This is a genomic window from Microlunatus soli (assembly GCF_900105385.1).
GTDB lineage: Bacteria > Actinomycetota > Actinomycetes > Propionibacteriales > Propionibacteriaceae > Microlunatus > Microlunatus soli.
In genome coordinates, this window is the sequence record NZ_LT629772.1 from 2,040,187 (window position 1) to 2,066,847 (window position 26,661).

24 protein-coding genes are annotated in these 26,661 nt (G+C 66.5%); 16 read left to right on the forward strand and 8 right to left on the reverse strand.

Going from position 1 to position 26,661, the window contains the following annotated elements; translation table 11 throughout:
• The first annotated feature begins 77 nt into the window (after nucleotides 1-77).
• From BLU38_RS09520 to pstB, 6 genes are all read left to right on the forward strand, one after another.
• Nucleotides 78-2,417 carry an RNA degradosome polyphosphate kinase gene (locus BLU38_RS09520; RefSeq protein ID WP_231920253.1) on the forward strand — a complete coding sequence of 780 codons (2,340 nt, stop codon included), beginning with the start codon at nucleotides 78-80 and terminating at the stop codon, nucleotides 2,415-2,417.
• Entirely contained in the window at nucleotides 2,414-3,373 is a 960-nt protein-coding gene (locus tag BLU38_RS09525) for an NUDIX hydrolase (RefSeq protein ID WP_091523516.1), read from the forward strand. Before BLU38_RS09520 ends, BLU38_RS09525 begins: the two co-directional genes overlap by 4 nt.
• Before the next feature lie 282 nt (nucleotides 3,374-3,655).
• Nucleotides 3,656-4,804: a phosphate ABC transporter substrate-binding protein PstS gene (gene pstS, locus BLU38_RS09530; RefSeq protein ID WP_091523519.1), complete on the forward strand. Its 1,149-nt coding sequence runs from the start codon at nucleotides 3,656-3,658 to the stop codon at nucleotides 4,802-4,804.
• A gap of 252 nt (nucleotides 4,805-5,056) precedes the next feature.
• Nucleotides 5,057-6,220, forward strand: coding sequence for a phosphate ABC transporter permease subunit PstC (pstC, locus tag BLU38_RS09535; RefSeq protein WP_091523523.1), 1,164 nt, complete (start codon nucleotides 5,057-5,059; stop codon nucleotides 6,218-6,220).
• Complete coding sequence (gene pstA, locus BLU38_RS09540) at nucleotides 6,217-7,134, forward strand: phosphate ABC transporter permease PstA (protein WP_091523527.1); 918 nt, start codon at nucleotides 6,217-6,219, stop codon at nucleotides 7,132-7,134. The genes pstC and pstA overlap by 4 nt, the downstream gene beginning before the upstream one ends.
• Nucleotides 7,135-7,303: 169 nt before the next feature.
• Nucleotides 7,304-8,080 (forward strand): phosphate ABC transporter ATP-binding protein PstB, encoded by a 777-nt coding sequence (gene pstB / locus BLU38_RS09545; RefSeq protein WP_091523529.1) that lies wholly within the window; start codon nucleotides 7,304-7,306, stop codon nucleotides 8,078-8,080.
• Here the strand turns inward: pstB and BLU38_RS09550 are convergent.
• Complete coding sequence (locus BLU38_RS09550) at nucleotides 8,061-8,984, reverse strand: DMT family transporter (protein ID WP_091532195.1); 924 nt, start codon at nucleotides 8,982-8,984, stop codon at nucleotides 8,061-8,063. The genes pstB and BLU38_RS09550 overlap by 20 nt on opposite strands.
• A gap of 119 nt (nucleotides 8,985-9,103) precedes the next feature.
• On the opposite strand from BLU38_RS09550, the gene BLU38_RS09555 reads away from it, so the two are divergent.
• Nucleotides 9,104-9,727, forward strand: a complete 624-nt coding sequence (locus tag BLU38_RS09555) for a TetR/AcrR family transcriptional regulator (RefSeq protein ID WP_091523532.1) — start codon at nucleotides 9,104-9,106, stop codon at nucleotides 9,725-9,727.
• A gap of 112 nt (nucleotides 9,728-9,839) precedes the next feature.
• Complete coding sequence (locus tag BLU38_RS09560; RefSeq protein ID WP_157683336.1) at nucleotides 9,840-10,859, forward strand: DUF2510 domain-containing protein; 1,020 nt, start codon at nucleotides 9,840-9,842, stop codon at nucleotides 10,857-10,859.
• Between the two features lie 48 nt (nucleotides 10,860-10,907).
• Here the strand turns inward: BLU38_RS09560 and BLU38_RS09565 are convergent, their stop codons facing one another.
• The 6 genes from BLU38_RS09565 to BLU38_RS09590 form a co-directional block, all read right to left on the reverse strand.
• Nucleotides 10,908-12,194 carry a glycoside hydrolase family 3 N-terminal domain-containing protein gene (locus BLU38_RS09565; protein ID WP_157683337.1) on the reverse strand — a complete coding sequence of 429 codons (1,287 nt, stop codon included), beginning with the start codon at nucleotides 12,192-12,194 and terminating at the stop codon, nucleotides 10,908-10,910.
• 26 nt (nucleotides 12,195-12,220) lie between these two features.
• On the reverse strand, nucleotides 12,221-13,597 hold the full coding sequence (locus BLU38_RS09570; RefSeq protein ID WP_091523542.1) for a mycothione reductase: 1,377 nt from the start codon (nucleotides 13,595-13,597) through the stop codon (nucleotides 12,221-12,223).
• 170 nt (nucleotides 13,598-13,767) lie between these two features.
• Entirely contained in the window at nucleotides 13,768-14,403 is a 636-nt protein-coding gene (locus tag BLU38_RS09575; RefSeq protein ID WP_091523546.1) for a hypothetical protein, read from the reverse strand.
• A complete protein-coding gene (locus BLU38_RS09580; RefSeq protein ID WP_157683338.1) occupies nucleotides 14,400-14,909 on the reverse strand; it encodes a sigma-70 family RNA polymerase sigma factor in 510 nt (169 codons plus the stop codon). Before BLU38_RS09580 ends, BLU38_RS09575 begins: the two co-directional genes overlap by 4 nt.
• 120 nt (nucleotides 14,910-15,029) lie before the next feature.
• Entirely contained in the window at nucleotides 15,030-16,103 is a 1,074-nt protein-coding gene (locus BLU38_RS09585) for an NUDIX domain-containing protein (RefSeq protein WP_091523553.1), read from the reverse strand.
• Between the two features lie 132 nt (nucleotides 16,104-16,235).
• Nucleotides 16,236-16,943, reverse strand: coding sequence for a hypothetical protein (locus tag BLU38_RS09590; protein WP_091523556.1), 708 nt, complete (start codon nucleotides 16,941-16,943; stop codon nucleotides 16,236-16,238).
• Between the two features lie 371 nt (nucleotides 16,944-17,314).
• Here BLU38_RS09590 and BLU38_RS30825 point away from each other — a divergent pair, with 371 nt between their 5' ends.
• Nucleotides 17,315-17,809, forward strand: a complete 495-nt coding sequence (locus BLU38_RS30825; protein ID WP_157683339.1) for a pyridoxamine 5'-phosphate oxidase family protein — start codon at nucleotides 17,315-17,317, stop codon at nucleotides 17,807-17,809.
• 12 nt (nucleotides 17,810-17,821) lie between these two features.
• On the opposite strand, the gene BLU38_RS09600 is transcribed toward BLU38_RS30825, so the two are convergent.
• Entirely contained in the window at nucleotides 17,822-18,616 is a 795-nt protein-coding gene (locus tag BLU38_RS09600) for a GNAT family N-acetyltransferase (protein WP_091523564.1), read from the reverse strand.
• Nucleotides 18,617-19,135: 519 nt separating this feature from the next.
• Here BLU38_RS09600 and folE point away from each other — a divergent pair.
• The 7 genes from folE (at nucleotide 19,136) to BLU38_RS09635 (ending at nucleotide 26,658) form a co-directional block, all read left to right on the forward strand.
• On the forward strand, nucleotides 19,136-19,792 hold the full coding sequence (gene folE, locus BLU38_RS09605) for a GTP cyclohydrolase I FolE (RefSeq protein WP_231920254.1): 657 nt from the start codon (nucleotides 19,136-19,138) through the stop codon (nucleotides 19,790-19,792).
• The gene (locus BLU38_RS09610; protein WP_091523567.1) at nucleotides 19,789-20,418 is read left to right on the forward strand and encodes a dihydrofolate reductase family protein; all 630 of its coding nucleotides are present in this window, start codon (nucleotides 19,789-19,791) and stop codon (nucleotides 20,416-20,418) included. The genes folE and BLU38_RS09610 overlap by 4 nt, the downstream gene beginning before the upstream one ends.
• Nucleotides 20,400-22,319, forward strand: coding sequence for a thiamine pyrophosphate-dependent enzyme (locus BLU38_RS09615; protein WP_091523570.1), 1,920 nt, complete (start codon nucleotides 20,400-20,402; stop codon nucleotides 22,317-22,319). Before BLU38_RS09610 ends, BLU38_RS09615 begins: the two co-directional genes overlap by 19 nt.
• Nucleotides 22,316-23,053: a phosphotransferase family protein gene (locus BLU38_RS09620; protein WP_091523573.1), complete on the forward strand. Its 738-nt coding sequence runs from the start codon at nucleotides 22,316-22,318 to the stop codon at nucleotides 23,051-23,053. The genes BLU38_RS09615 and BLU38_RS09620 overlap by 4 nt, the downstream gene beginning before the upstream one ends.
• A 209-nt stretch (nucleotides 23,054-23,262) precedes the next feature.
• Nucleotides 23,263-24,354 carry a hypothetical protein gene (locus BLU38_RS09625; protein ID WP_157683340.1) on the forward strand — a complete coding sequence of 364 codons (1,092 nt, stop codon included), beginning with the start codon at nucleotides 23,263-23,265 and terminating at the stop codon, nucleotides 24,352-24,354.
• Nucleotides 24,351-25,463 carry a peptidogalycan biosysnthesis protein gene (locus BLU38_RS09630; protein ID WP_091523577.1) on the forward strand — a complete coding sequence of 371 codons (1,113 nt, stop codon included), beginning with the start codon at nucleotides 24,351-24,353 and terminating at the stop codon, nucleotides 25,461-25,463. Before BLU38_RS09625 ends, BLU38_RS09630 begins: the two co-directional genes overlap by 4 nt.
• A complete protein-coding gene (locus BLU38_RS09635; RefSeq protein WP_091523583.1) occupies nucleotides 25,456-26,658 on the forward strand; it encodes an MFS transporter in 1,203 nt (400 codons plus the stop codon). Before BLU38_RS09630 ends, BLU38_RS09635 begins: the two co-directional genes overlap by 8 nt.
• The last annotated feature ends 3 nt before the right edge of the window (nucleotides 26,659-26,661 follow it).

Genomic DNA, 26,661 nt, shown 5'->3' on the forward strand with positions numbered 1-26,661 from the left:
GTCGTAGGGTGCGGGTCAGACGGGCGATGATCTTCGAGCGATGATCGTCGCGTTGCGGATGTGAGGAGCGAGCGCGGATGGACACGACCGACAGCCAGCTGGTGAACGGCGAGGCGGCCGGCACCGACCGCCGAGCGGCGGCGACCGCCGAGGAGGCTCCGCAGCCGGTCAAGGCGGCCTCGATCACCACCAGGAACGCGATCGCCGGCGCACCGGCCGGTATCGACCCCGACGCCGACTCGGACCTGCTGGCCGGGAGCCAGACCCGGTTGTTGGACACCCACTCCACCGGTGGCCGGAGCAGCCAGGTCAGCAGGACACTGGCCGACGACGAGGAGATCGTCGACGCCGACCTGCCGGCCAATCGCTATCTGGATCGCGAGCTGAGCTGGCTGGCCTTCAACAACCGGGTGCTCGCCCTGGCCAAGGACAAGATCCGGATCCCGCTGTTGGAGCGGGTCAGGTTCCTGTCGATCTTCTCCACCAACCTGGACGAGCACTACATGGTCCGGGTTGCCGGCCTGAAGCGGCGGATCGCTGCCGGCGTCGCGGTGCCCAGCGTCAGTGGTCTGATGCCTCGCGACATCCACGAGGCGACCCTGCACCGGACCCGGGAGCTGGTCACCGAACAGGCCAGGATCTTCGCCGACGAGGTGCGTCCCGAGCTTGCCGAGCAGGGCATCGAGATCCTGCGTTGGGACCAACTGACCGCCGAAGAGAAGGACCGGATGCGGCAGCTCTTCGCCGAGCGGATCTTCCCGGTGCTGACACCGCTGGCGGTCGACCCGTCCCATCCGTTCCCCTACATCTCCGGGTTGTCGCTGAACCTGGCCGTGATGGTCAAGAACCCCGACACCGGCTCCCGGCAGTTCGCCCGGGTGAAGGTGCCGGATGTGCTGTCCCGCTTCATCTCGCTGTCCGAGGGTCGCTTCGTCGCCCTCGAGGACATCATCGCCCGACACCTTGATCAACTCTTCGGCGGGATGCAGGTTGTCGATCATCACGTCTTCCGGGTCACCCGCAACGAGGACGTCGAGGTCGAGGAGGATGACGCCGAAAATCTCCTGGTGGCGTTGGAGAAGGAGCTGTTGCGGCGCAAGGTCGGCCGCCCTCCGGTCCGGCTCGAGGTCACCGACACGATGGACCCGAAGATGCTCGAGCTGTTGATGAGCGAGCTCGACATCAGCGAGCACGAGGTCTTCCGGCTCCCGACGCCGCTCGATCTGGGCGGGCTGGGTGCGATCGCCGATCTTGACCGGGCCGAGCTGAAGTATCCGGCGTTCCTGCCCAAGACCCACCCGCACCTGGCCGAGGTGGAGACCGCCAAACCGGCGGACATGTTCGCCGCCCTCAAGCAGCGTGACGTGTTGCTGCATCATCCGTACGATTCCTTCGCCACCAGCGTGCAGCGCTTCATCGAACAGGCCGCCGACGATCCGCAGGTGCTGGCGATCAAGCAGACCCTGTATCGCACCTCCGGCGACTCCCCGATCGTCGACGCGCTGATCGAGGCATCCGAGGCCGGCAAGCAGGTGCTCGCGGTGGTCGAGATCAAGGCCCGCTTCGACGAGCAGGCCAACATCGCCTGGGCCAGGCGACTGGAGGAACACGGCTGCCACGTCGTCTACGGACTGATGGGTCTGAAGACGCACTGCAAGCTGGCGATGGTGGTCCGCGACGAGCCCGACGGGCTTCGCCGCTATGCCCACATCGGCACCGGCAACTACAACCCGAAGACGGCCCGGCAGTACGAGGACATGGGGCTGCTGACGGCGAATCCCATCGTCACCGAGGACATCGGCCGACTCTTCAACCACCTGTCCGGGATGAGCCAGGAACGGGAGTACCGCCGGCTGCTGGTCGCACCGCACGGCATCCGCAGCGGCCTGATCGAGCGGATCGAGACCGAGGTCGAACATCACCGTGCCGGCCGGCCGTCGGGGATCAAGATCAAGGTCAACTCGCTGGTCGACGAAGCGATCTCCGACGCTCTCTACCGGGCGTCGATGGCCGGAGTCAGTGTTGACCTCTGGGTGCGCGGGATCTGCACGTTGAGACCGCAGATCCCCGGGCTCAGCGAGAACATCCGGGTCCGCAGCATCGTCGGCCGCTTCCTCGAGCACAGCCGGCTGTTCTGGTTCGCCAACGGCGGCCGCCCGTCGGTCGGAATGGGCTCGGCCGACCTGATGCACCGCAACCTCGATCGCCGGATCGAGGTGCTGGTCCAGATCACCAACGCCGCACATATCAAGGAGATCGAGGATCTCTTCGAGGTCGCCTTCAACGACCGCACCGGAGCCTGGTGGCTGAGCGGTGACGGCTCCTGGCACGAGCGGGTGCTGGACGACAACGGCGTCCCACTGCGCGACATCCAGGAGATGTTGATCAACCGCTCCACCCGGCGCCGCGGCAAGTGAAGATCGTCGAAGCGGCCGGCGCCGTCGTCCTGCGCCGCGCCGCCCGGACCCCGTCCGGCCCGGTCGATGGGCAGCCCGAGCCCACGCATCAGGCCCGTGAGCCTGTCGAGGGCTTCGAGGTACTGCTGGTGCACCGCCCGAGCTATGACGATTGGTCGCTGCCCAAGGGAAAACTCGAACCGGGCGAGATCCATCCGACGGCCGCGGTCCGCGAGGTCGGCGAGGAAGCACTGACCACGATCACGGTGGGCAGCCCGCTGGACCGCACCTCGTACAAGATCGGCAAGTCCACCCAGAAGCAGGTTTCGTGGTGGCGTGGTACCGCGGTCGGCGAGCTCGCCGCGGCGACCCTCGATCATGATCATGACGGCACCCCGGAGGTCGACGAGATCGCCTGGCTTCCGATCGACCAGGCGCGTGATCGGCTCAGCTATCAACAGGACCGGGAGCTGTTGGAGCAGGGCCTCGCGCAACCGGTGACGACGCCGTTGATCATCGTCCGGCACGCCAAGGCGATCAATCGCAAGGACTGGGACGGCACCGATGCCGCACGGCCGCTCCGTCCCCGCGGCCGGGTGCAGTCCCGGCGGCTGGTGCCGTTGCTGACCGCGTACGGGATCAGCCGGCTCTTCACCTCGCCGTGGCAACGCTGCATCGGCACCCTGCAGCCGTACGCGTTGCACACCAGGACTGCCTCGACCCAGCTGCCGATCCTCAACGAGGACGAGGGGTCGGACGATCCCGACGGCGTCGCCGCGGCGATGGATGCGATCCGCGAACAGACCGTGGTCGGGCACACCCCGACCGTCGTCTGCGGACATCGTCCGGTGCTGCCACACATGCTGGCCGCGCTCGATCTGCCCGAACACCCGTTGGCCACCGCCGAATGCGTCGTCGTGCACCTGACCGACACTGCCGAGGTGCACGCGGTCGAATACCACCGACCACGGGCCTGACTCCGGGATTGGCGGGGCGACGCCGACCAGCGCCGATCAGGTCGGCAGACCGAGGTAACAAGCGCAGTGGCAGCCGGACGTCCGATCCGCTGCAACATCGTTAACAAATCCAGTCGGTCAAGACTTTCGCCGGTTTGTTCATCTTGCGTTCACCTTCACTGCCGAAACCGGTCACGTCGGCTGCCTAACTTCGCAGTCAACGGGGCCAGACGTGCGTCCCGGACCCATGTCTGAAGGGGTTAACCCAAGAATGAAGGGCTCAACGTGACGACTTCCGTTGCAATGCGAGCGAGCAGGAAGCGCTCGGCCAAGCGGCTGGCCCAGGTCGCCGCTCTCGCCGCGGCCGGCGTACTCAGCTTCACTGCTTGTGGCTCCGATCCCACCACGGGTGGCGGATCCGGCAACGCGGCAGAGCCGGGTGGTTCGACCTCGGGAAGCGCGTCGGGCGCCTCCCTGGCCTGCCCGTCGGGCAAGCTCAACGCCGAAGGTTCGACCGCTCAGGCCAACGCCATCACCCAGGCCATCTCGGCCTACGGCTCGGCCTGCAGCAACAAGGCGACAGTCGAGTACAACGCCACCGGTTCCGGTGACGGCATCAAGAACTTCACCGGTGGCCTGGTCGACTTCGCCGGCTCCGATGCGGCGCTGGACGAGGACGAGGCCAAGGCCGCCGAAAAGCGCTGTGAAGGCAACCCGGCTTGGAATCTGCCGATGGTTGCCGGCCCGGTCGCGCTGGTCTACAACCTGGACGGCGTCGACAAGCTGGTGCTCACCCCGAAGGTCTCCTCGGAGATCTTCACCGGCAAGATCAAGAAGTGGAATGACAAGCAGATCGCCGACCTCAACTCCGGCGTCAAGCTGCCCGACGAGGACATCACCGTCTTCTTCCGTTCCGACGAGTCCGGGACCACCCAGAATGTCGAGACCTTCCTGAAGGAAGCCGGCGAGGGCGCCTGGACCAAGGAGCCGTCGAAGAGCTGGGGCGGCGTCGGCGAGGGCAAGAACAAGTCCTCCGGCATCGCCCAGGGCATCAGCCAGACCAAGAACTCGATCTCCTACGTCGAGTGGAGCTACGCCAAGAACAGCAAGCTTTCGATGGCTCAGCTGGACAACGGCAACGGCCCGGTCGAGCTGACCGCAGAGAATGTCGGCAAGGCCGTCGGCGGCGCCGAGGTGGTCGGTGAGGGTAACGACCTGAAGCTGCAGTTGAAGTACTCCGACACCGAGGCGGGCGCCTACCCGCTGCTGCTGGTGACCTACGAGATCGTCTGCAGCAAGGGCCTGGACGCCGACAAGACCAAGCTGGAGAAGGATTTCCTCAGCTACATGGCTTCCCCGGAGACCCAGACCTCGTTGGAGCAGCTCGGCTACGCACCGCTTCCCGAGGAATTGCAGGGCAAGGTCAGCGACGCGGTCGACGCCATCAGCTGATCGTCGGCTCTGCCCCGGCGAAAGCCGGGCGGAGCGTAAAGCCACCGGCCGTCCGGCGAGGACCTGCAAGGCACAGGTTCGCGCCGGGCGGCCCAGGGCGTTTGTGAGTCAACCGCTCGGGGGTCATGACAACGGGCCGCGGAGCACTCATGACGACGTCACCGTTTCTGCCAGACCAGTGCTTCGGTGATACTTGAACCGAACCACCCGCCGAAGCAGCCAGGTGACCAGTCCTCGACTGTGAGGAGCCAGATGTCCGTGACAGACCGAGACCGTGAGGGCCTCGGATCGGCAGCCGCCAGGTCTGCCGATTCCGCCACCGACACCGCCGACGAGGCACTCGAATCGCCCGTCGACACGATCGGCCATGACCGCGGTCCCGACGCCAGTGTCACCCTCCGCCGGATCACGCCGCTGCACGCCGACCACACCCACACCGACCCGAGCCCGCCGCCGATCGCTGACGCCGACCGTCCGGTGCGGTTTGCCAAGATCGGCCGATCCGGGGACCGGATCTTCCGCGGCGCCTCGCTCGGCGCCAGCCTGTTGATCATCGCGATCGTGGTCTTCGTCGGCATCTTCCTGATCGCGTTGGCCGCGCCGAGCCTGGCAGCGGATAAAGTCAGCTTCCTGACATCACGGGAGTGGTCGGTCAACGATCCGACCAACCTGCGCTTCGGTATCGTCGATCTGCTCTGGACGACCGTGCTGTCGTCGGTGGTGGCGATGGTGATCGCGGTGCCGATCTCGGTCGGTGTCGCGCTGTTCATCACCCAGTACGCCCCCAAGAAGGTGTCCGGTCCGTTGGCGTTCGTCGTCGACCTGCTGGCTGCGGTGCCGTCGATCGTCTTCGGCCTGTGGGGCATGATCGAACTCGCGCCGAAGATGACACCGATCAGCGACTTCCTGGAGGACAACCTCGGCTTCATCCCGATCTTCGCCCCCGGCGTATCGGGTGGCAGCACGGTGCTGACCGCGTCGGTGGTGCTGGCGATCATGATCGTGCCGATCGTCACCGCGATCTCCCGCGACGTCTTCGCCCAGACCCCTGCCGAGCACATGGAAGCCGCACTGGCGCTCGGCGCGACCCGTTGGGAGAAGATCCGGATGACGGTGCTGCCGTACGGCCGCTCCGGCGTGGTCAGCGCCTCGATGCTCGGCCTGGGCCGGGCGCTGGGCGAGACGATCGCCGTGATGATCATCCTGTCCGTACCCGCCAAGGGTGAGTCGTTCAACCCGTCGCTGTTGGCCGGTGGCGAGACATTTGCCAGCAAGATCGCCAACGCGGCCGCCGAGTTCGACTCGCCGGAGAAGACCGGTGCCTTCATCGCCGCCGGCATGGTGCTGTTCGTGGTCACCTTTGCGGTGAACGCGGTCGCCCGGCTGATCTCGAGCCAAGGGACGGTGAAGGCGTGAGCACCGCAACCGACAGCCAACCGCCGGTCTCCGACCGGCTCGACCTGTCCCGTCCGCGCGGCTCCCGGACCGCTCGCAACCTGTTCGCCACCGTCCTGGTCACGCTTGCGACGCTGCTCGCGATCGCTCCGCTGGTCTGGATCCTGGCGTCGGTGATCATGCGTGGGATCGGCGTGGTCATCAAGCCCGGCTGGTGGAATCTGAGTCAGCGCAACATCACCGCGCTGATGGACGGCGGTGGCGCGTACGCAGCGATCGTCGGCACCGTGGAGATCGCGCTGATCTGTGCGGTGATCGCGGTGCCGATCGGCGTGCTCGGCGCGATCTACCTGGTCGAATACGCTCGCGGCACCCGGTTCGCGCGGGTGATCAGCTTTGCCGTCGACATCCTGACCGGCATCCCGTCGATCGTCGCCGCGCTGTTCATCTACGCCTTCGTGATCACCATCCTGGGCTTCGGCCGGTCGGCGATCGCCGCGTCGTTCGCGCTGGTGCTGCTGATGCTGCCGACCGTGCTGCGGTCGACCGAGGAGATGCTCAAGCTGGTGCCGGACGCACTGCGGGAGGCGTCGTACGCGCTCGGAGTGCCGAAGTGGAAGACGATCGTCAAGGTCGTCGTCCCGACCTCGCTGTCCGGCATGGTCACCGGCGTACTGCTCGGGCTGGCGAGGGTGATGGGCGAGACCGCACCGTTGCTGATCCTGGTCTCCTACGGTCAGGGCATCAACTTCAACCCCGACTCCTCGGTGATGGCGTCGCTACCGACCATGATCAACACCATGCGTGATCAGCCGCCGGGACTGCCGGCCTTCGATCGTGCCTGGGGTGCGGCGTTGACCCTGATCCTGATCGTGATGTCGCTCAACCTGATCGGCCGCGGCATCAGCCGCTTCAGCAAACTCAAAGAGAAGTAGGACACCGTGCCCTGCCAGGTTGATCCGGCGCGATATGCGACGACTGAAGCGGCGTCTGCTGCGAAGTCGAAAGGATTACCTGCCCCGGCATGCGCACCTCCTCCGCCTTGCAGCTCACCACTTCAGCCGCCGACTATTCGCACCAGCTCAACCTGACAGGACACACCCCATGGCAAAACGCATCGATGTCACCGATGTCGACATCTTCTACGGCAACTTCCACGCCGTACAAGACGTATCGCTGACCGTCCAGCCGCGGACCGTGACCGCCTTCATCGGCCCGTCGGGTTGTGGCAAGTCCACCTTCCTGCGCACCTTGAACCGGATGCACGAGGTGATCCCGGGTGCGTACGTGAAGGGCAAGGTCGCCCTCGACGGCACCGACCTCTACGGACCGGGCGTCGACCCGGTCGCGGTCCGTCGGGTCGTCGGGATGGTCTTCCAGCGGCCCAATCCGTTCCCGGCGATGTCGATCTTCGACAACGTCGCGGCCGGGTTGAAGCTGAACGGCGAACGCAACCGCGGACGATTGGCCGAGGCGGTCGAGAAGTCGCTGCGGGCGGCCAATCTGTGGAACGAGGTCAAGGACCGGCTCGGCAAGGCCGGCAGCGGACTGTCCGGCGGTCAGCAACAGCGGCTCTGCATCGCCCGCGCGATCGCGGTCGAGCCGCAGGTGCTGCTGATGGACGAGCCGTGCTCGGCGTTGGATCCGATCTCCACTCTGGCCATCGAGGACCTGATCGGCCAGCTCAAGGAGCACTACACGGTGGTGATCGTCACCCACAACATGCAGCAGGCCGCCCGGGTCAGTGACCGCACCGCCTTCTTCAATCTGGCTGCCCAGGGCAAGCCGGGCCGATTGGTCGAGATCGGTTCGACCGAGAAGATCTTCTCCAATCCCGAGGAAAAGGCGACCGAGGACTACATCACCGGCCGCTTCGGCTGATCCTCCCCCGAAGGTTCCGGAGATCTCCGGTGCTGAGAAGGACACCGGCGGCAGTGATGAACAGGCCCAGGATGCCGAGCGGGGCGATCCGGTCGCCGAACATCAACCAGGTCCACAGCATCGTCACCGGAGGGCTGAGGTAGAGCCAGCTGCTGGCCGCGGTCGCGCCCTGGCTGCGGAGCACCAGCAGATAGGCGCCGTAGCCGCCGAGCCCGGACAGGATCGCGACCCAGCCGGCCGCGACCGCGAATCCGGGGGTGACCGGCGGCGCGAGTTGACCGGTCAGGGTGGCGATCACCAGCATCCCGACGGCTGCCGTGCCGGTCTGCACGGTCAGCGACATCAGGAACGATGACGCCCGCCAGCGCCGACCGAGCAGCGTGCCAGACCCGAGGCTGAGCACACCGGCCACCGGCAGCAGGTAGGCCCACCACGGCGCCTGTCCGAGCCGGATGTCGCCGGACACCACGACCAGCACGCCGGCGAAGCCGACCAGCAGCCCGATCCGCTGTAGGGCGTTACCGCGCTCCCCCAGCAGCGGGCCGGCCAGCACCGCGACGAACAGTGGCTGGATCGCGGCGATCAACGACACCGTGCCGGCGTGCACGCCGTACTGGACACCGAGGTAGACCGGCACCAGGTAGCCGAGCTGACAGACCAGACCGAGGACGATCTGCCGTACCACCTCGGCCCGGGTGAAGCACGGTCGGACGATCAGGCAGCCGACCAGCAGGATCGCCGAGGTGATCAGGTAGCGCCAGGCCAGCAGCGTGATCGCCGATGCCTGCCGAGCGCCCAGTTGTGCCCCGACGAAGCCGGAGCTCCACAGCACGACCAGGGCCAGGCCGGCGAGGACCCTGACCGCTCCCCCCGACCTTCCCGCACCGGCTGCGTACCTTCGCACCGTGTGCACGGGGTGCGAAGGTACGGAACTGGTGCGGGGAGGCCGGGTGGTCGGGTCGGGGCTGGGGGACGTTGTGGTCACGTCGTTGATGTAACCATACCGGTCGGTATACTTTCAGTATGGTTTCGGCACGAGTTCGCAGCACCCCACAGTCTCGATTGGTCCCCGGACAGATCGACCTGGACCGGTTGCCCAAGGCGGGTCGGCGGATCCTGGCCGCGTCGGCCGAGCTGTTCTACCAGCGTGGCATCGGCGCCGTCGGCGTCGAGGAGATCGCGCTGACCGCCGAGACCACCAAGAAGACGATCTACGACCGGTTCGGATCCAAGGAGGGGCTGGTCACCGCCTACCTGCAGCAGCGCTGCCGGATCTGGCGGGAGTACGTCGCGGACTGGCTGCAGCGGGCCGACTCGACCGGCACCGACCGGGTGCTCGAACCGTTGCGGGCGCTGCTGTCCTGGATGGCCAAGAACGACCGCGGCTGCGGATTCGTCAACGCCTACGCCGAGCTGGCCGGCACCGGACATGCCGGGCTGCCGGTGATCGTGGAGGAGAAGCGAGCGATCCGCGAGTTGTATGCGCAGCTGCTCACCGAGGCCGGACTGGACCGGGTCGAGGAACGGGCGACCCAGCTCGGGATCGTGCACGAAGGACTGATCCAACAACTGGCCGCCGGACAGCATCCGGCCGCCGAACAGCAGGCGTTCGCGCTGGCCGCGCTCGTCGTCGCCGCCCCGTACTGATCACGGTCCTGTCCGTCGACGCCGTCGGGAACCGGCAGGCAACCGAAGCGTTCGGGCCCGCTCGGTGAGGGCGAGCTGTGTGCCCGCCCCGGCGACCACCTAAACTCGCCTCGTGGCGAACGCAGGATGGTATCCGGATCCGGGCGGTCAGCAAGGCATGTACCGCTACTGGGACGGGCATGCCTGGTCGGCGGCAACCTCGTCGACCCCGTCCGCCCCGCCGCCCAATCAGGGCATCGGGACCGGCCAGCCCGGCAGTTCGGGGCAGGGTGCCGGGCAGCAGCCCTTCGGTAGCGGACAACCGGGTCAGGGCCAGCAGCCGTACGGGCAACAGCAGTACGGCCAACAGCCGTACGGGCAGCAGTCGTACGGGGGCCAGCAGCCGTACGGGGGCCAGCAGTCGGCGTACGCGAACTATCAGCAGCAGGCCGGCAAGAAGAAGAGCGGGGTCGGCTGGTGGATCGGTGGCGGCGTCGTCGTGGTGGCGCTGATCGTCGTCGTGGTGTTGCTGATCCGCAACCTGGGTGGCGGTTCGGGGCTCGACCCCACCGACCCGAGTGGCGGCGGCTCCGAAGATGCCTGCCCGACGACCACGCCGACCGCGGCACCGAACACGACCTCTCCCGACGGTCGGGTGCACGGCGGCCCGGTCTCCTATCCGCAGTTGCCGGCTCCGTGGAAGGCGCCCTACACCGACGACCGGGTGCCGTTCGGTAGCGACGTGCTGCAGCAGTCGATCACCATCGAGAGCAATTACGACGGCGGCGGTTCCAGCTGGGTGGCGTCGATCCTGGTCGCCCAACTGCTCGCCGGTGACGGCTTCTTCACCCCGCAGCAGGGGTCGGAGATCGTGGCCAAATGCGTGGTCGGCGCGTTCTACGGCGACAACCCGGTGCAGCGGCACGACGAGAAGAGCAAGGCGATGAAGGTCGACGGCCACGACGCCTGGTACCTCAAGACCCATCTCACCTTCGACATCGACGGTCTGAAGACCAAGGGCGAGACCGCGATCATCGTGATCGTCGCCGCCGGCCAGACCTCCGGGCTGTTCTACGCCTCGATCCCGGACACCGCCAAGCAGTACATGCCCGACGCCGAAAAGAGTCTGGCCGAGCTCACCGTCGACAAGTAGTCGGACCGCCGATCATGATCGACAGTCGGCTCATGATCGGCAGTCGGCTCATGATCGGCAGTCGGCCAGCCCGTACGTGGCCTTCATCGCCAGCACCCGGGCGGTCGACTGCTTGACCTTATCCCGCAGCTCTTGATCATCGGCGGCTGCGCTGCGCAACTTGCGGATCATCGGCTCGGCCTGGCCCGGATCACCGACGATCGCCAGGTCTCCCCCGGCCTCGACGAACTTCAGCGCGCGTTGACTGCTCGGCACACTGCCCAGCGCCTTGCCCTGCAGGTCGTCGGAGATGATCACCCGGTCGAAGCCGAGATCGCCACGCACCATGTCGGTGACGATGGTCGAGGAGAACGGCGCCGGGTGGTCCGGATCGATCTGGGTGTAGGTCGCCGAGGACACCATCACCATGTCGACACCGGCCTTGATCGCTGCCCGATACGGCTTGATCGCCTTGTCGTCCCGAGTGGTCTCGGTGTCCTGCACGTCGGTCTGGAAGTCGGTATTGCCGCGGACCCGGCCGAGGTTGGGGAAATGCTTCACGCTGGTGCCGATCTTCGCCTTCTGCATCCCAGCGATGAACGCGAGATCGTGCTGCTGCACCTTCTTGGGGTTGGGGCCGTAGCCTCGATCCAGCTGCCCGATCGGCTCGTTGGCGCCCTCCATCGAGCTCGGCACCACGTCGGCCACCGGAGCAAGATCAACATCGATCCCCGCGTCCGCCAGCTGCTTACCCCAGGTGTGTGCCTCGGTGGTCAGCTCGTCGGGGCTCATCTCGGCCTGCTCGACGGCGCTGGGGATGGTGTCGAAGCCGGGACCGGCCAGCCGCTGCACCTGGCCGCCCTCCTGATCGGCGGCCAGGATCAGCTTGACGCCGTGACTGTCGCCGACCCGGTCGCGGATCGTGTCGGTGGCGTTGCGGATCGCGTTCTGCCCCGCCGTCGAGTTGCCGAGCAACAGCACCGATCCGACCTTCAGATCGGCCAGTTGCTGTGCCTGCGCATCGGGCATCCCGGAGGAGTCGGTGCCGATCATGAACAGCTGGCCGACCTGCTCGTTCAACGAGAGTTCACCGGCCAGCTTCGTGCAGGTCTGCTTGCCGCCCGCCGGCGGTTCGGCTGCCGACGACGAGGACTCCGACGGAGCCGACCCGTCCGGGCTAGCTGGCTCCGAGGACGATCCGGCGGTGCCGGACGCCCCGCCGGACGGTGCGGCAGCACTGGAACCGGGAGCCTGCGGTGCCGCGCCGGGGCCGTCGGTCCCGGTGCAACCGGCGACCAATCCGAGCGAGACGACCGCGATCACGGACAGGGCTGGGGCGAGCCTTCGGTTCCTCACCGGTCAGACTCTGCCATGTCCGCCGCTCAGTCGGCGAACTTCAATGCCAGCAGGGCGTTTTCGACCAGTTCGGGCAATGCCGGATGGATCCAGTACTGACCACGAGCCATCTCCGGCGCCGTCAGGCCGAAGCTCATCGCCTGGATCAGCGGCTGGATCAGTGACGATGCCTGCGGCCCGATGATGTGCGCACCGATCAACCGGCGGGTCTGCCGGTCGGCGATCAGCTTGGCGAAGTGTCGGGTGTCCTCCAGCGCCCAGCCGTAGGCGACCGAGCCGTAGTCCTGGATCGCCGCGGTGTAGTCGACGCCCTGCTCGATCGCTTCGGCCTCGGTCAGCCCGACCGAGGCGACCTGGGGGTCGGAGAAGACCGCATGCGGTACGAAGCGATGGTCGGCGGTGATCATGGCGTCCGGGTGCAGCAGGTTGTGCTGGACCACCCGGGCCTCGAGGTTGGCGACATGTTTGAGCTGGTAGGGCGAGCTGACGTCGCCGAGCGCGAACACACCCTCGGCGGCCGTCCGCTGGTAGTCGTCGACGACGACTCGACCTTGATCATCAAGGTCGACACCGGCCGCTGCGACGTCCAGCAGGTCGCCGTTGGGCTGCCGCCCGGTCGCCACCAGCAACAGGTCGGCCTCAAGATCATCACCTCCGTCGGTCTGCAGCTGCACTCCGCCGGCGGTGCGGCGTACTCCGGTGATCGTGGTGTCCTTGCGGATCGTGACCTTCTCGGCCATCAGCTCGGTGAAGCGGGCGGAGACGTCCTCGTCCTCACCACGGAGCATCCGGTCCGATCGCAGCAGCACGGTGACATCGACACCGAAGGCGGCGAAGACGTGGGCGAACTCGGCGGAGATGAAGCCACCACCGATGATGATCATGGACGCCGGCAGCTTGTCGATCCGCATCACGGTGTCGGAGGTGTGCACCGTGACGTCGGAGATGCCGGGGATGTCGGGAATGATCGCGCGACTGCCGGCGGCGATCACGAAGCGGTCGGCGGTGATCGTCTCGTCGCCGACCTGCAGCCGGCGCTCACCGACGAACCGGGCATGCTCCCGGTAGAGGGTGACGTTGTCCGCGCCGGCCCGATATTCCTCACCGCCTGCTGAGATCGGGTCGATCCGGCCGAAGATGCGGTCCCTGATCGCCGGCCAGTCGGCGCGGACGAACTCCAGGTCGACACCGAGCCGTGCCGCCTCCGCGGGGCTGCCGGCCAGGTCCGCCGGCAGCACGAACATCTTGGTCGGGATGCATCCGAGATTGAGACAGGTGCCACCGAAGACGTGGTCCGGTCCGACCCCTTGATCGACCAATGCCACCTGCTGATCGGCGAACTGCTCGTCGACGATCGTGTTGCCCGAGCCGGAGCCGATGATGCACAGGTCGAAATGCCGCATGCCGGAATCGTCGCACGGACCGTCCTCCGTGACTCCGGCACCCTCGCCGCCTCACCCCCACCCGCGCCGACTGGCCCATCCGCACCAGTTGCGTACCTTCGCACCAGGTGTACGTGGTGCGAAGGTACGCAACCGGTGCGAACGGGTGTCCTGGCGGTGCCGCGGGTGGCTCAGCCGAACACCCGCTTCCAGGTCGTGGCGGTCCGCTGGTCGTAGTAGCGGGTGAAGCCGCACGCCCAGCCCCAGTACGTCGAGCCGTCGAGATCACCGCTGACCAGCAGCCGGGTGCCGACCCCGTACCCCGGTGGTGCGTCCTCCTGCTCCACCGGCGCCGGCATCCGCGCCGTGATCTCGGCACCGCTACCGCCGCGGTACCAGGTCCCGACCCGCAGCGTGACGCGGGCCTGATCACCGTGGATCGACAGCTCGGACACCGTCGCGTCGGCCGCCCAGTCCCGCTCGCCCAGTGTGCGGCGGCTGTAGCCGAAAGCGCAGGAGGCCGCTGCTGCGGTGTCGATCGGGCCGAGTCGCGGCGGCGGTGAGGTGGAGGTTGTCTGATCGGGCGAGCTTGCGTTCGGGGCCTCGGGGGCGGGGCCGGGCGCCAGCGGCCACACGACGAGCGCAACCGCGGCGATCACTGCGGCAGCGACCCCCAGGCCGCGCCGGAACCGTACGGCCCGATGCCGAGCCCGGATGCGCTCCCGGAGTCCGGCGACCGTGTCGGTCGGTACCGGGCGGTCGGCGGTCAGTCTGCGATAGGCGTCAGTGAGGATGCGGTCGTCCAGGCCGGGCTGCTGATCGTTCATCGTTCGGCCCGCCCGTCCATCGACCTGATCGCCGGCGAGGCGTCCTTGAGCCGGGCGAGACCACGCGACAGGTGACTCCGTACCGTCCCAGATCGACATCCCATCCGACGGGCGATCTCGGCGACATCGCAATCGTCGACGTAGCGCAGCGCGAGCGCCGTCCGCTGATGTGGTGTCAGGGTGCGCAGGGCGGCGATCAACCAATCGTCGAGCGGCTCGACCTCCGGCATCCGATAACTCTCCGGAGTCCCGCCGCGTCGGGCGAGCTGGGTGTCGCGGCGGATCCGCCGCAGCCGATCGATGTTCAGTCGGATCATCACGGTGCGGGCATAGGCTTCCGGATCGACGAGAGTCTCCCGCGACCAGCGTTCGCCGATCCTGGTCAGCGCCTCCTGCACCAGGTCCCACGCGTCGTGATCGGAGCCGGTCAGCGCCCGGCCGTAGCCCAGCAGCGCACCGGCGGACCGCTCGACGAACACATCGAAACCGTGATCCGGCAGCGACACCCGCCCACCTCCCCTCTGCACCACAGACGGCCGGGCGACCGAAAACGTTGAGATCGGCAGGAAGTTCACCGTCCCCGTTCGCTGTGTTCCGGTCGATCCAGGACGGTCAGGGATCCGGTGTCAGCCTGGGCCGGATCGGGCGATCACCTGGATCCAGTCCTCGCGCCGCCCGGCCCGGTGTTCCAGCGACTCGATCTGCCAGCCCTGACGTTGCAGGACCGACCGCAGCTCGGGTTCGCGCCAGTAGACGAACCAGCGCGGCAGGTCGAGCTTGGCCGCGCTCCAGGACTCGCCGTCGCCTTCCTTGAGGGTGAAGGCGAAGAGCCCACCCGGCCGTACGGCGTCCCGGATCCGGCCGGTCGCGGTCGCGAACTCGTCGCGGGACAGGTGCAGCAGGACCGCGTTGGCCAGCACCGCGTCCCACGGCCCACCAAGATCATCAGTGCGGACGTCGATCAGCTCTGCCGCGGCGCCGGCGGACCGCATCATCTCCACGAACGCCGGCGTCGCATCGCTGCGCTGCACCTGCAGACCCTGGTCCTGGAGGTAGTCGGCGTCCCAGCCCGGCCCACTCCCCAACTCCAGCAGTTTTCCCTGTGGCAGCAGCGATATCAGCCGGTCCAGGAACGGCGCCCGGGTTTCCGGCGAGGTGGGCGTCGTCCGCTCGGCGTAGCGGTCGGCGAGCTGTTGGTAGGTGGCGATCGTGACGTCGCCCTCGGCCCTGGCGAGGATGTGCCGGACCAGTGCGGCGTCCAGGGTGTCGAGCCGGTCGAGCTGATCGCCGGGCCGCCACCACCGTACGGCTGCGATCTCCTCGTTGGGTGCGAAGCCGGGCACCGGGTCGTCGGCGATCGTCGTCCGGTAGACGGCCAGTCGTTCCCGGCGCTCGTCGGGTTGCAGGACGTAGCGGGCGACGCCCGCCAGCACAAGCGCATCCGAACGCACCCCGGTCTCCTCGACCAACTCCCGGACCGCGGTCTGCCGTACGGTCTCGCCCGGCTCGCGTCCGCCGCCGGGCAACTCCCATCGATCCTTCCAGCGATCATGGACCAGCAGCACCGCGTCGTCCCGTTCGACGATCACCAACGACGCCGTCAGCGGGAACCCGTCGCTGTCCTCGAGCCGCGGCTCGGCGACAACCTCGAACCCGGTCAGCCGCTCCCCATCCGCGGTCACCGCTATCGGCTCATCCATCCGATCAACCTAGTGGCGGCAACGGCCCGGTCGCTGTTCTGTCGCTGGGCGATCGTGAGGCTGTGGTCGGCAGATCGGACTGACGGCAACCACAGCCTCACCATCGTCGCAGGCTCAGCTAGGTGGTGCCCGCTACTTGGTGACGGTGCGCGAGGTCGATGCCCAGGTGTCGCTCTTCTCGGCAAGCTTCGCCCGATACTTGTAGGAGGACTTGGTCGAGTAGGTGTAGGAGTAACGACCGCTCGGCGACTTCACGACCTTGAGATTCTTCCAGGTTCCGCCGGAATAGCGCTGGATATACACATAACGGTTCTGATTGACGTAATCCCAGGCCGCCGGGCTGTAGCGCTTCACCGCCCCGCTGATCTTGACCTTCGATCCGCTCCGGGATGCGGACAAGCTGATGTTGGCGTCGTACTTCGCGGCCATCGACTTGACATTCCAGGTGTAGGAAAGGTCGTCGTAGTCGTCGTTCACGACGGTCGAACCTCCGTCGACGACCTTGTAGGAGCCGGCTCGCCATTCGTCGCTGAAGAGGTAGTACTTCTCGTTGGAATCAAACCCCGCCATGACGTAGGAGTCCTGAACACGCGTGCTGCTGTTCGGCCCGACGATGCTGGCCGTCACATAGCTGTATTCGGAGTCCAGACTGCTACAACCGGACTTCGATCCCCTGAAGCTGTACACCCTGGTGTTGCCGTCGATGCTGACCTTGGTCGGCAGGCCGCTGACACTGATGTGGCAGGACGCGGCCGCCGCTTGATCGGCGTTGACGACGGCGCAGGTGCCGATCGCCAGGGCGGAAACGACGCCGAGAGCGGCGGTACGGATTTTGGACATGGTTCGACTGATTCTCCGATCGTGGGGGCGGCCGATTGGCCGACGAGAGTCCGATCACTGTCGCTCACTGGACATGCTGCGACATGTCGCGACCGACTCGAACTGCACGGAGCGTAGCAACGCCCGACCAGCATCACTACCCACACAGAAAAGAGGGGACGAAAGACCCACGGAGAGCCCTTCAAATTGATCATGGGAGAGCCCTTGGACCCGCTTTCCGCACCCTTTGCAGCATCCCGCACCCCGTGCACAGGGTGCGGGAAGTCGCAAAGGGTGCGGGAGGGTGGTCGGCGGCGGGAACCAAACCCTCCGCACCGGGCGGACGGGCTGGACGGGTCGCGATGTCGGTGGTCGTCGGTAGCGTCGCGCGCATGGCTGATGATGCGACGAAGGATCCGACGGCCGAGCCGGGACACCTGCCGGACGGCTACAACGACTCCGGCCGGCAGGAGTCGCTGGAGTGGGCGGTCGTCCGGCAACGACTCGAGCAGTCCAAGCACTTCTGGTTCAGCACTGCCGATGCCGACGGCGCTCCGCACGCCCGGCCGATCTGGGCATCCTGGGTGGATAACACGGTGTATGCCGACGGTGGGGTCGAGGTGACGCGGTGGGGTCGTGACCTGCTGGCCAATCCTCGGGTGCAGGTGCATCTGGAGAGCGCCACCGAGGTGGTGATCGTGGACGGGGTCTTCTCCCGCCAGACCGACCTGACACCCGAGGCGTTCCGGCGGGTGCAGGCCAGCTATCTGTCCCGGTACGCCGACTACCAGCCCGAGGCCGCCGACGGCATGTTCATGATCAAACCAAGGACGGTGCTGGCCTGGCAGCAGTTCCCGGCCGATGTGACGAGGTTCCGCTTCAGCTGACCGACCGGAGCGTCAGGGCCGGGTCCACTGGTACGGCGTGGTGCTGGAGACCTTGATCAACCCGGACCGTTCGAGGATCGGTCGGGAGTATTCGGTGGAGTCGCTGTGCAGCAGCGTCTTGCCCTTGTCCAGCGCCGATCGAGCTCGTACGGCGGTCAGCGCACGATAGATCCCCTTGCCACGCCATTCCGCCAACGTCGAACCACCCCAGAGCCCCGCGAAATCGGTGCCAGCGATCGGCTCCAACCGACCAGAGCTGATCATCGCTCCGTCGGCCTCGGCGACCCACAGCTCCATGCCGTCATCGCGCGCAAGCCTGCGCAGGATGGAATCGGCCCGGTGCTTCGAGACCGGGTCACCGAAGATGTGATCGGCCAACGCGCTCATCGCCCGGACGTCGTGCTCCTCGGTGATCCGGCGCAACGTCACACCGTCCGGGAGCGGCACGTCCGCGGCCAGTGCGGCGGCCGGGCCGATCATGATCGACTCCGGTTCCTCTGCGACGAAGCCGTTGTCGATCAACGCCTCGTGCAGGCCCGGCGCATGGTCATGGCCGCGGGTCTTCCACTCCACCCGGTTGATCTCCGGCTGCTCGTCGAAGTGCCGAACCGCCTGCTCGACCCAGCCGCGGATCGTCGCCGCGTCGGCTCCGCCCAGATCGGCGTAGGTGATGAATCCGCGACCGGATCCGAAATTGACCAGCCGGAGCGGACCGAGCCGTTCCACCGCGATCGCACTCGGGGTCTCGGCATCGGTCCGGAGTTGTTCGTCGTAGGCACGCAACAGGGCGGCGGGATCGTTCTGCACTGTGCCATTCTCTGCGGCCCGGAACGCATCGATCAACGTGTTTGATCAGGTTTCGAAACTACCGGGCCAACCGCATCAGCGAGCGTCCTGACGCGGAGGCCAAGCCGCTCCGTTCACCTTCGGGTCGAGGTCACACTCGTCCGTACGCCCGCGGGACCACGGTTCCGGCAGCCATCCCATCCTCGGGTCGGACGGCTCTACACCCAACGATTCATTTGCTTCGAACCTGCTCGAAGCAGGTACGGGCATCGGCCTCTGCGCGAACACGATGACTCACGTTCTGCAGGACGGATCGGCAGCTGGGCGCCCCTGAATTCAAGATTCTTCGATCTGGGGGGCAACAAAACGCTCCGTCGGCAACTCTCCATATCCAGAACACCATGTCCACATCTCCCGAACCGGAGGCTCAACGATGACCGACCGTCAAAGACGGCAGACCGAATTCATGACGCATCGGAAACCGATTCCGCTGACGCCGTCGCCCGCGACGTTCGCAACTTCCGACGGAAGGAGAATCGCATGACCTCGATCACCGAGCCCACGGACGAGGACGTCCTCGGGATGACTCCGCATCCCCTCGGGAACGGTACGTCGTCGTCCGCTCGAGGCATCGACGAGACCAAGATCATCAACGCGGTGAGCCAACTACTTGACGGACTCGGACTGGACACGACATCGCCCGGGCTCCGGGATACCCCGTCCCGATACGCACGCATGTGCCGAGAGATCTTCGGCGGCTTGCATCAAGATCCACGCGACGTCCTCGGCGTCGCCTTTCCCGAGGGTTATACCGAGCCGGTGATCGTCCGCGACATCAGCTTCACCTCGATCTGTGAACACCACCTGGTCCCGTTCCTCGGCCACGCCCACATCGGCTATCACCCAGGACCCGCCGGAGAGGTGGTCGGTCTGTCCAAGCTCGCCAGACTCGTCGACGTCGTCTCCCGGAGACCAACCCTGCAGGAGCGCATCACAGCAACGGTGACTGACACGCTAGAAGCTGTCCTGGCACCCAAAGGCGTGGCCTGTGTGATCGAGGCCGAGCACTTCTGCATGACGATGCGCGGGGTCCGAAAGCCTGGTTCGAGAACGGTGACGACGGCCTTTCGAGGGATGTTCGCCACCGACGAGTCGGCACGTTCCACCATGCTCAGCATGATGGACATCCGCCGATGACTGCCGCGGAGAGTATCCGTCTGTCCCTGAACATGATCACCAGCCTGGACGGCGCCATCAGCTATCACAATCGCGGAAGCAACCTCAGTTGCGATGTCGATCGCGACCGGATGCATCGACTGCGGCGGGACGCCGATCTGGTGATCGTCGGAAGCCGAACGGCAACCAGCGGGCGGTACTGGCGCGACGACTTCCTCCGCCGGCACAACGCCGCCGGACTGCCACGTATCGGTGTCGTCAGCACGAGTCGCTGGATCGCCGGCGAAGACGTCCCGCACACCCTCATCACGACCACGACGAACGTCGACGCGAACGCCGAGTTGGTGATCAAGGCAGGTGGCGCCATCGTGGATTGGCCCACAGCGCTGGCGAGGATGCAGGAGCTCGGCTACCGAAACGTACTGCTGGAAGGCGGTCCGACGACCTTGTCCGGGGTCGCCTCGGCAGTGCCGATCAATGATCTTCACCTCACGATCGCGCCGTACCTCATCGGCGGCAAGGCCGAACGCGTGATCTGTACCCATCGCGAAGACCTCAGCCGCTACCGGCTCCTGAACCACCAGCAGGTGGATGACTACATCTTTCTCGACTTCACAAGGAAATCCTCATGTCCAACACCGTCCTGAATCCGCCGGCCGCAGCGGCAGCCGGAGACCAGCCCGTCGCCGGGGAATCGCTCCCGCCAGAGATACTCGTCGACCGCGCAAACCAGCTACGGCGGACCGCAGTCAGGATCTGCCGCGATGCAGCCAGCGGTCACATCGGCGCCTCCACCGGCGCGGCGGAACTCTTCACCGTCCTGTACTTCGGCGGTGTACTGCGCTATTCGGGCACCGACCCGCGGCATCCGCTGCGCGACCGTGTCCTGGTGCGCGGTCACTTGGGACCACTGCGCTACCCGCTCTTCGCTCACCTCGGCTGGGTCGACCCGTCCGAGTTCTCCGGCTACCGTCGGCTCGGCTCGCGATTGCAGGGGCACGAGGAGCACGCGCTGCTCCCCGGTGTCGACATCACACCGAGTGGCTCACTGGGGATGCTGCTGTCCTACGGGACGGGATCGGCACTGGCTGCCCGCGACAACGGACACAGCTTCCACACCTGGGTCTTCATCGGCGACGGCGAGGAACAGGAAGGCAATGTCAGTGAAGCGGCCAGACACGCCGCGACGTTGCGTCTCCCCGGACTGATCGCCGTTCTGGACCGAAACGGTGCACAGCTGTCCGACCCCGTCGGTCAGGTCGACAGCACCAACATGGAGGAATTGTGGACCGCCTACGGCTGGCAGGTCGTCAGCCTCCGCGACGGCCACGATGTCGCGCAGATCAAAGCGGCGTTCCGCACTGCGCAGGACAGATCGGACTCAGGGCCGGTGATCGTGATCGCCGACACCCACAAGGGACACGGCCTGGAAGGAAATCGCGCGCACTACTCGGGCTATCACACCATCGGCGTCACGCCATCCGAGGTCGTCGACGAATTCCTGACCGAGGACGGCGAAACGATGGTTCCTACTCACCGCGTGGTTCGGCCCAGCGACTCCCCCGAACCGCTGCGCCGGTCGATCTCGATCACACCGTCGCAGGAGACTCCTGCACACCTCGATCAGGCACAGTTCGAGTACTTCTCCGAACTGCGGGCGAGATGGGACGACCGGATCCACGGGCACCTCTACTTCATGAGTGGTGACACAACACCGGCACCATTTGTCGACAAGCTGCAACTCCGCGACTTCGCCCGCTACCACAACGTCGGCATTCGCGAGCAACACCTCGCGGGAATGACCCATGGCCTGACACTCACCGATCCACGGTGCACGGTGATCCTGAACACCATCGACGCGTTCAGCTATCGATACTTGGATCAGTTGAACTCGCTGGTGTACGGCGGCGGACGGGCGCTGATTCTCGGCGACGTGGCCGGAGTCACGAACGGCCGCAACGGGGCGAGCCACCAGAGTTCGGGCCAAACCGCTGCCCTGCTTGGCATTCCGGGCCTGTCGTTGCTGGAGCCGGCGGATGTGACGGACCTCTTCGCCTGTCTGAATCGTGGCCTGTCCGAAAACGCCGGCGCGACCTACATCCGGATCCACAGCTCTCACGTCGATCATCAGAGCTTCGTCCCTGCTACCGAGCGTTCCCTGCGGTGGTACGTCTCCCACGACACAGCGGCACCCGAGGTGACCGTCATCGCGTCCGGGATGAGCGTCGGGATCGCGCTTGACGCGGCTCGCCGGTCCACCGTCCCGACACGCGTCGTCACCGTCATAGACCAGGAGTCGATCGATCCGTCAATCGCCGACGTCATCCCCGAAGGCGCCGACGTCGTGTTCGCCTACAACGGAAATCCGCAGCCGTTGCGTTCACGAGTCTGCGAAGCGCTCATCGCGGCCGGGCGAGGTATTCGCCGAATGCGTTCGTTCGGGTTTGTCCGTGGGACATCGGGCACCGTCGAGGAGCTCCTCGGCCACCACCGGATGACGGCAGACGATATGTCGCGCGCGCTCACCGAACTAGCGAGTCAACCATGATCGGCGCGCCCGCCGGTAGCTATCGCGGCACGGTCGGTCGATGCTGTATCGCGGCAGCCGGCGACGGGCACGTCCGCCGAGCTGCCCCGGTTGCTGCGGTCTGGCAGGTCGGCGCCGTCGCGGTCAAGTGCTATACCGACCTGCCCGGGCGACCCGCGACGGAGCTGGCGGAGCAGTCCGCGGAGCTTTTCTCGACGATCTGGTCCGCGGACGATCCCGATGTCACCGCGCCCGAGGTGCTCCAGGTGCATGTCGGTCCGCGGCATGCCGCACTGCTGACCCGATGGATGCCTTGGCCCCGGTTGTCATCTGGCGATCTGAGTCTGCGTACTGCAGTTGATCGCGTGCGGAGACTGCACGAGATCTGGGGAAGTAACGGACAGCTCAACCGCGTGCGTTGTCACGGTGATCTTCATCCGGGCAATCTGCTGGCCGCCGACAACGGCACCGCCTTCGTGGACTTCGATCTATCCACCTGGGACCTGCCGGAACGTGATCTTGCGCAGCTGGTCGTCAACTTCGGCGGCCCCGATGACTTCGAAAAGGTCCGCGGCTGGTACGGGCTCGACCCGGATCAAGATCGTGAACGTCGATTGCTCGACTACGCGATGGACAAGATCGAACGGATCGCTGACTACTACCGCCGCAACAGCGGATCAGTTTCTCTGACAGGCGATGGTGTCCGCAGACTGCGAGAACTTCGCCGGCTTCTGGTCAAACCAGGCGGTCGGTGATGATGAGATTCTGGGATTGCTCTGCCGGGCAGCACCTCCGGTCCTTGAACGGTCGGCAGGTCGACGTCGCCGACTTGATCGATATCGCCCGTGCGCGCGTGGCCCGGGGGTCGGAGCGGCAATGGCCGGCACAGTGGACCACCGATTGGCTCGCCAGCTTTCATCCGACGGCAACGCACAAACCAGCCCGATGGCAAGCCGCTGTCGGGGTGGCCTGCACAGCCTTCAGCGGCACCTGGCCGTCGCATCAGGAGATCCGCCACGGTCGCGAGCTGATCGATCGGCTACCTCGCGACCGCCGTCGCGATCTCGAACGAGAAGACGTCCTGGGGATCCTCGCACCGCTGCTGTGTGGCTTCCGCTTCAGTCGTGAAGCCGACTTCGTCGACGGAGCGAATCGGCACCTGGAAGGTGCGACCGTCTTCGGTCGGCTGTTGGACGAGGATCCGGTCACGGTCGTCTCACCACTGTGTGCGCACCGCGAAAGTGCCTCGATCGCCAAGGCCCGGCTGGCAGATGTGCCCTTCCTCCCGGCGGCCCGACGGGCGCTGGCTCTGCTGGCCAGCTTGGCTGGCAACAGCCGCTGCAGCACGGCACAGGTACGGCTGCTGCAACAGCCACCGACCGAGCGTGCGTCATCCTGCTTGCGCCCGCAGGTGTTCGCCCGCTACGCCGACGCCGGCGAGGTCGACGTGCTGTTGCACACCTTGCGCCGGCATCAGGAATTCCTGGCCACGGTTGCGCAGGAGTACTGCAGGCCGGGGTTGGCAATCACCAGCAGCGATCTGGACCCGCTCTCGACGGCGGCGGACGCAGCACTTGATCGCGAACTCGGCCCGACCTGGAGTCGTGCACGCACAATTCCGTCGCCATGGGCCGGCGACGCCGTGGTCGACAATGCGCTTTCGGACGCCCTTCCGCATGTCCGTCGGCTGATGCCGGAGATCGGTGAGTTGGCCTTCGCGGTTCCCAGCAGCCGAGAGCACTCTCCCGACGCTCGGCAGGCCGTCGAGTGGTTCGCCGGTCGCACTGAGATGACGCCGCTGGGGCGGGCCATCTACGAGTTCGGCTTCTACCGCGAGTGGGCGCGATCGGTGAGCACGACGGCGGGTATCGGCATCGGCCTCGATCGCGATTGGTCGCGGTTCCAACGGCTCGCCTGGGAACAGGCGTTCGCCGGACAGGGCGTGCCGCTGCTGTACGCCCGTCGAACCAGTCGACCGAGCCGCGCCGATGGACTGGCCGGTCTGAGTTTCCGGCAGTTCTGGCGCGCACCCGACGATGAGGAGAGTCAGTCATGATCATCAGCGTTTTCGAGGGACTTCATGATCTCCCCGACGAGTGGCACACGAAGGCCGCGACAACAGGTTTCTACCTCCGTCCGGACTTCCTCGGATATGTGGCCAGTGTCAGTCCCGACCGATGTCTGCGGTTCGAGGAGTGGTCCGATCAAGGACTCCGGGCTGCTCTGCCCGGCTGGTTGTGGTCCGGTGGCGGCCATCCCTACCTCGATCCGGTGAACCTGTTCGAAGATCTCGGCGTACGGCCCGGCAGTCATCTGCTGCTGGGATCACCGCGCGCATTCGCTGGACAGATCCTCGGAGCGGAACGGATCTCGGACTGCAAGCTCGGTCCCGGAGTCGCCCGATGGGCGACAGACCAGGGGACGGCGTCGGCCATCGGCCTCTACTTGGATGCAGCGAGTTCGGTCGCCCTGTCCAACGACCCGTCGCACACCGCGCTGCATGACTTCGACACTGCTGTCGATGTCCCCACATCATTCGATCAATACCTGACGGCACTACCGAAGGGCCGTCGCCAGACGGTTCGGACGGAACGGTCGACGTTCTCCAGGTTCGCCGACTCCATCACGGCCGAGAGCGCATCGGCTGTCGCCGACGAGTTCGCGCCGCTGGTCGTTGAACACGAGGCACGGTACGGCCGGACGCTGAACACTTCGACTGTCGCTGCCAACCTCGTCGCCCAGTCGGAGGCGATGCCTGGAGCAGTCCTCGTGCTGGCTGCCCGGGACCGAACGGGAGCGATGGTCGCGGGATCGGTGCTCTATGTCGATTCGCACGCCGTCCACGTCCGGATGGTCGGGCTCACCGAGGAGGCGCGCCGTGCGTTCGGCTACTTCAACGTCATGTTCTACGGCCCGCTCGAGATCGCGATCGCCCGCAGGCTGCGACGTCTGCAACTCGGCGTGACCGCCTTGCAGGCAAAGGTCCTGCGCGGCGCCCACCTCGAGCCGAGATTTGCGGTCCGTCTCGATTGTCCCTGGCCGCGGGCGGCGGCACGGAGCCGAGGCGCTCGACACCTCGCCGAAGCGGCCGAGCTTTCCGGATCGTTCCCTTGGGCGCTGCCGCCCGCTGTCCGTGAACAGATCTCGGAGATCGCCGATGTCTGACCAATCGGCGGTACGGCGGTTCTGTGCTGCCACGGCAGTGTCGCTGACCGGCGACGCTTTCACCGTCATTGCCTTGCCGTTCGCCATCCTGGCCGGCGGCGGGACCGCCGGCGACATCGGCTTCGTGCTCGCTGCCCGGGCCACGACCGCCGTCGTGTTCCTGCTGTTCGGCGGCGTCATCGGCGATCGCTTTCCGCGCAAGAACATCTTGATCATGGCAGCGCTCGGGCGAGGGCTGGTGATGGCAGTGATGGCCGTGCTCTGCCTCCCCGGGATGTACAGCACCGCAGGCTTCGTCGCGCTGCAGGCGCTGCACGGCATCGCATCCTCGGTCACCCTGCCGGCAACGACCGGCCTGGTCCGTGATCTTGCCGGCCCGAGCGGTGTGCTTCGGGCCAACAGCCGGATCACCATGATCAGAAATGTGACGACCACCGGCGCGCCGGTCGCTGCGGGAGCGATGTTGGCTGTGCTGATTCCGTTCTGGGGGCTGGCGATCGACGCCGTGTCCTACGGTGTAGCCGCACTGCTGTACGCGACACTGCCCGTCCCCGCCCGCCGGAACGGTGGCACCGGAATCCTCACCGATCTCAAGGACGGTTGGCGCGCCTTCATCAGCTTCCCCTGGCTCTGGCGAGGAGTGGCGATGGCCGCAATCTTTCAGCTCGGAGTCCTCGGCCCGGTGGCCGTCCTCGGCCCGGTCGTTGCTCAGGACGAACTCGGCGGCGCATCGATCTGGGGATTCATGACCGCGGCGAACGGCCTCGGCGCTGTCATCGGCTCGTGGGTTGTGTCGAAGGTTCAGCTCAGGGATCCACTCCGCTGGTTCTACTTGTCGCTGCTCCCATCTGCGGCCGCGCCCATTGCATTGGGGCTGACCTGGCCGCTGTGGGCGCAACTGATCGCGCAGGCCGCGGCTGGTTGGACTCTCGCCTTCGGAGGTGTGCTCTGGGAAACGGTCATCCAGACCGCTGTTCCGCCCGACCGCTTGTCCCGAGTCTCGGCCTACGACTGGTTGGGGTCGTCGGCACTGCGACCGCTGTCCTTGGCCACCGTCGGCCCACTGGTTGCCGTCATGGGCCCGGCCGGCCTCCTGATCGGCGTGTCGACTGCCCTGGTGACGCTGGCCGTCTTCTGCTCCATGAGCCGTCGCGCGACGTCCTACCAGGTCGCGGAGATCACCGCGCGAACGTGAGAC

What these genes read in the sequence shown, in the direction of transcription:
- BLU38_RS30825 (WP_157683339.1), top strand. Translation starts at nt 17,315, where the DNA reads ATGGCTGATGATGCGACGAAGGATCCGACGGCCGAGCCGGGACACCTG.
- BLU38_RS09630 (WP_091523577.1), top strand. Translation starts at nt 24,351, where the DNA reads ATGATCATCAGCGTTTTCGAGGGACTTCATGATCTCCCCGACGAGTGG.
- pstB (WP_091523529.1), top strand. Translation starts at nt 7,304, where the DNA reads ATGGCAAAACGCATCGATGTCACCGATGTCGACATCTTCTACGGCAAC.
- BLU38_RS09570 (WP_091523542.1), bottom strand. Translation starts at nt 13,597, where the DNA reads ATGCGGCATTTCGACCTGTGCATCATCGGCTCCGGCTCGGGCAACACG.
- BLU38_RS09575 (WP_091523546.1), bottom strand. Translation starts at nt 14,403, where the DNA reads ATGAACGATCAGCAGCCCGGCCTGGACGACCGCATCCTCACTGACGCC.
- folE (WP_231920254.1), top strand. Translation starts at nt 19,136, where the DNA reads ATGACCTCGATCACCGAGCCCACGGACGAGGACGTCCTCGGGATGACT.
- pstS (WP_091523519.1), top strand. Translation starts at nt 3,656, where the DNA reads ATGCGAGCGAGCAGGAAGCGCTCGGCCAAGCGGCTGGCCCAGGTCGCC.
- BLU38_RS09585 (WP_091523553.1), bottom strand. Translation starts at nt 16,103, where the DNA reads ATGGATGAGCCGATAGCGGTGACCGCGGATGGGGAGCGGCTGACCGGG.
- BLU38_RS09615 (WP_091523570.1), top strand. Translation starts at nt 20,400, where the DNA reads ATGTCCAACACCGTCCTGAATCCGCCGGCCGCAGCGGCAGCCGGAGAC.
- BLU38_RS09635 (WP_091523583.1), top strand. Translation starts at nt 25,456, where the DNA reads ATGTCTGACCAATCGGCGGTACGGCGGTTCTGTGCTGCCACGGCAGTG.
- BLU38_RS09620 (WP_091523573.1), top strand. Translation starts at nt 22,316, where the DNA reads ATGATCGGCGCGCCCGCCGGTAGCTATCGCGGCACGGTCGGTCGATGC.
- BLU38_RS09555 (WP_091523532.1), top strand. Translation starts at nt 9,104, where the DNA reads ATGGTTTCGGCACGAGTTCGCAGCACCCCACAGTCTCGATTGGTCCCC.
- pstC (WP_091523523.1), top strand. Translation starts at nt 5,057, where the DNA reads ATGTCCGTGACAGACCGAGACCGTGAGGGCCTCGGATCGGCAGCCGCC.
- BLU38_RS09610 (WP_091523567.1), top strand. Translation starts at nt 19,789, where the DNA reads ATGACTGCCGCGGAGAGTATCCGTCTGTCCCTGAACATGATCACCAGC.
- BLU38_RS09590 (WP_091523556.1), bottom strand. Translation starts at nt 16,943, where the DNA reads ATGTCCAAAATCCGTACCGCCGCTCTCGGCGTCGTTTCCGCCCTGGCG.
- BLU38_RS09520 (WP_231920253.1), top strand. Translation starts at nt 78, where the DNA reads ATGGACACGACCGACAGCCAGCTGGTGAACGGCGAGGCGGCCGGCACC.